Annotated in this window: 3 protein-coding genes and 1 pseudogene; 1 reads left to right on the top strand and 3 read right to left on the bottom strand. The window is 73.0% G+C overall.

Features of this window, described 5'->3' with window-relative positions:
* Positions 1–191 (bottom strand): hypothetical protein (locus tag HLK59_RS49310; protein WP_171148225.1); only part of this gene is annotated, 191 nt, incomplete at its 3' end.
* A gap of 79 nt (positions 192–270) precedes the next feature.
* On the bottom strand, positions 271–1,104 hold the full coding sequence (locus HLK59_RS49305) for an LLM class F420-dependent oxidoreductase (RefSeq protein WP_171148224.1): 834 nt from the start codon (positions 1,102–1,104) through the stop codon (positions 271–273).
* 131 nt (positions 1,105–1,235) lie between these two features.
* On the opposite strand from HLK59_RS49305, the gene HLK59_RS49300 reads away from it, so the two are divergent.
* Positions 1,236–2,750 (top strand): CehA/McbA family metallohydrolase, encoded by a 1,515-nt coding sequence (locus tag HLK59_RS49300; RefSeq protein WP_171148223.1) that lies wholly within the window; start codon positions 1,236–1,238, stop codon positions 2,748–2,750.
* A gap of 12 nt (positions 2,751–2,762) precedes the next feature.
* Here the strand turns inward: HLK59_RS49300 and HLK59_RS51815 are convergent.
* A pseudogene (locus HLK59_RS51815) lies at positions 2,763–2,867 on the bottom strand (endonuclease); the annotation flags it as partial.

The following is a 2,867-nucleotide window of genomic DNA, read 5'->3' as shown; positions in this document are numbered from 1 at the left end:
CCCGCCGCCTGAAGGCCCACGTCACGGACGCGGGCGGCGGAGGCGGTGAGATCGTCGAGGGCCGTGCCGCGGGCCTGGAGGAGGACCGCGGCCTCGTCGACGTCGAGGGCCACGCCGTCACGGGCGCGTTTGAGGGCGCGACGCATGGAGTTCTCGGTCGGGCCGGTTCCGGGGGTCGCGGAAGTCGTCATCCTTCGAGCATACGAGCGAGGTGATCAGGCCAGGCAGGCGCCGCCCGATTCGTCCCGTACCCCCGGGCGTTACAGGGTGTCACTGGAAGGGGGCATAGTCGTCGAGTACCCGCAGGACCTCCGCCTCGCCCGCCGGCGGGAGCTGGACCACTACCTCCTCGATGCCCAGATCGGCGTAGTGCGCGAGCTTGCCGGGGGTGGGGAAGATCGCGTACGGGACGATCTGGAGGGCGGCCGGGTCGCGGCCCGCGTCCGCCCAGGCCGCGCGCAGCACCGGCAGGGACTCCGTCAGGCCGCGCCCGCCGATCGGCAGCCAGCCGTCGGCGTACTCACAGATGTGCGCGAACAGCTTGGGACCGGCGGCCCCGCCGACAAGGGTGCGGGGACCCCGCTGCCCCCGTACCGGCTTGGGGTAGGCATGGCTGGCCCGCACGCTGCCGAACTCCCCCTTGTAGGCCGTCGGTTCCTCCGACCACAGCGCCCGCATCAGCGCCATCCGGTCCCGCACCAGCTCCCTCCGCGTACGCCACTCCACGCCGTGGTCGGCGGCCTCCTCGACGTTCCAGCCGAAGCCGAGGCCGAGGGTGAGGCGGCCGCCGGAGAGGTGGTCGACGGTCGCGATCTGCTTGGCCAGGTCGATCGGGTCGTGCTGGGCGACCAGGGTGATGCCGGTGCCGAGGCCGAGCCGCTCGGTCACCGCCGCCGCCTGGCCGAGCGCGACGAAGGGGTCCAGCGTGCGGCCGTACTCGGGCGGCAGCTCGCCGCCCGCCGGGTACGGCGTCACCCGCTCCACCGGGATGTGCGTGTGCTCGGGCAGATACAGGCCGGCGAACCCCCGCTGCTCCAGCTCACGGGCGAGCCGGGTCGGGGTGATCGTCTCGTCGGTGAGGAAGATCGTCGCGGAGATACGCATGACCGCATCTCTACCGCGCCGGGTGCGATATGTCCATACCGACCGGTCGGCACTCTGCGGTGAACACCACGGCTGCCTCTGATTCCCTTTTCTTCCACGGGAGTTCACCGCCGTCCCCGAGAGTGGGGCCCATGTGTGATGACGAGCACCACATCGCGAGACGCGCACTCGTCGTGACGGGAGCCGCCGCCGCGCTTACGTTGGGAGGCGTGAGCTTCGCCGCGGCCGCCGACGGCGACCAGGAGACCAGGACGATCCGGGGCACCCTGCCCACCGGGTCCCCCGACTTCGTGTACGTGCCGGTCGAAGTCCCCTCCGGCGTGCGGGAGATCAGGGTCTCCTACACCTACGACCGCCCCGCCGTCCCCACGGGCACGGCGGGCAACGCCCTCGACATCGGCATCTTCGACCAGCGGGGCACGGAACTGGGCGGGAAGGGCTTCCGGGGCTGGTCCGGGGGCGCGCGGACCGAGTTCTTCCTCCGCGCCGACGACGCGACGCCGGGGTACATCCCGGGCCCGGTGCGCGAGGGCACCTGGAACATCGCGCTCGGCCCGTACACGGTGGCACCGCAGGGCCTGTCGTACGAGATCACGGTCACGCTGACCTACGGCGAGCCCGGCACCGTCGTCAAGCCGGTGTATCCACCGGAACGCGCCAAGGGCCGGGGCCGCGCCTGGTACCGCGGCGACTGCCATCTGCACTCCTGGTACTCCGACGGCCGCCGCACCCCCGCCGAGATCGCCGCCCTCGCCCGCGCGGCGGGCCTGGACTTCATCAACACCTCGGAGCACAACACCCATGCGGCACACCCCCATTGGGCCACCGAGGCGGGCGACGACCTGCTGATCATGCTGGGTGAGGAGGTCACCACGAGGAACGGCCATGTGGTGGCGCTCGGCACCGACCCCGGCACCTTCGTCGACTGGCGCTACCGGGCCCGCGACCACCGCTTCGGCCGGTTCGCGCGCCGGATCCGCAAGGCCGGGGGGCTGGTCGTCCCCGCCCATCCGCACGCCACCTGCATCGGCTGCGCCTGGAAGTTCGGCTTCGGCGAGGCGGACGCGGTCGAGGTGTGGAACGGCCCCTACACGCCCGACGACGAGGTGGCGCTGGCCGCCTGGGACGGCATGCTCGTGGCGTCCGCGCGCGAGGGACGGGACTGGCTTGCGGCCATGGGCAGCAGTGACGCCCACCGGGACCCGGACGTGGTGGGGTCGCCGCAGACCGTGGTCCTCGCCGACGACCTGTCCCGCGAGGCGATCCAGGAGGGGATCCGGGCGGGACGGTCGTACGTCGCCGAGTCGAAGAACGTGTCCCTGAGTCTCACGGCGACCGGCGGCAAGGGCGAACACGCCGGTATCGGCGGGCGGTTGGCGGCCGCCCCGGACACGCCGGTGACGGTACGCCTCGAAGTGTCGGGCGCACCCCGCTGCACCGTGCGGTTCGTGACCGACCAGGGGGTGCTGTTCACCGGTGCGCCGGTGCCGGTGGCGGGGTCGGGGGTCTTCGAGTGGCGGACCACGCCCGCCAACGCGGCGTACGTACGGGCGGAGTTGCGGCACGAGACGGCGGCGGGGCCGCTGCCGGGCGCGCTGGCGGCGTTCACCAACCCGATCTTCCTGGGCCGCGTCGACAGGACCTAGGGCCCGCGCGGATCACGGATGCCGGGTCGCGAGGTCGGCGACGACCGCCGCGTGGTCGGACGGCCACACCCCGTCCACCGGCCCGTCCCCGGCCCGCCGCACCGCCAGCACCGTGCC

The organism is Streptomyces sp. S3(2020) (genome assembly GCF_013044505.1).
Taxonomy (GTDB): domain Bacteria; phylum Actinomycetota; class Actinomycetes; order Streptomycetales; family Streptomycetaceae; genus Streptomyces.
This window is presented reverse-complemented; position numbering and strand designations above follow the sequence as displayed.

Bases quoted from the DNA above. Each gene is read 5' to 3' on its own strand.
- HLK59_RS49305 (WP_171148224.1), bottom strand. From the start codon at position 1,104: ATGCGTATCTCCGCGACGATCTTCCTCACCGACGAGACGATCACCCCG.
- HLK59_RS49300 (WP_171148223.1), top strand. From the start codon at position 1,236: ATGTGTGATGACGAGCACCACATCGCGAGACGCGCACTCGTCGTGACG.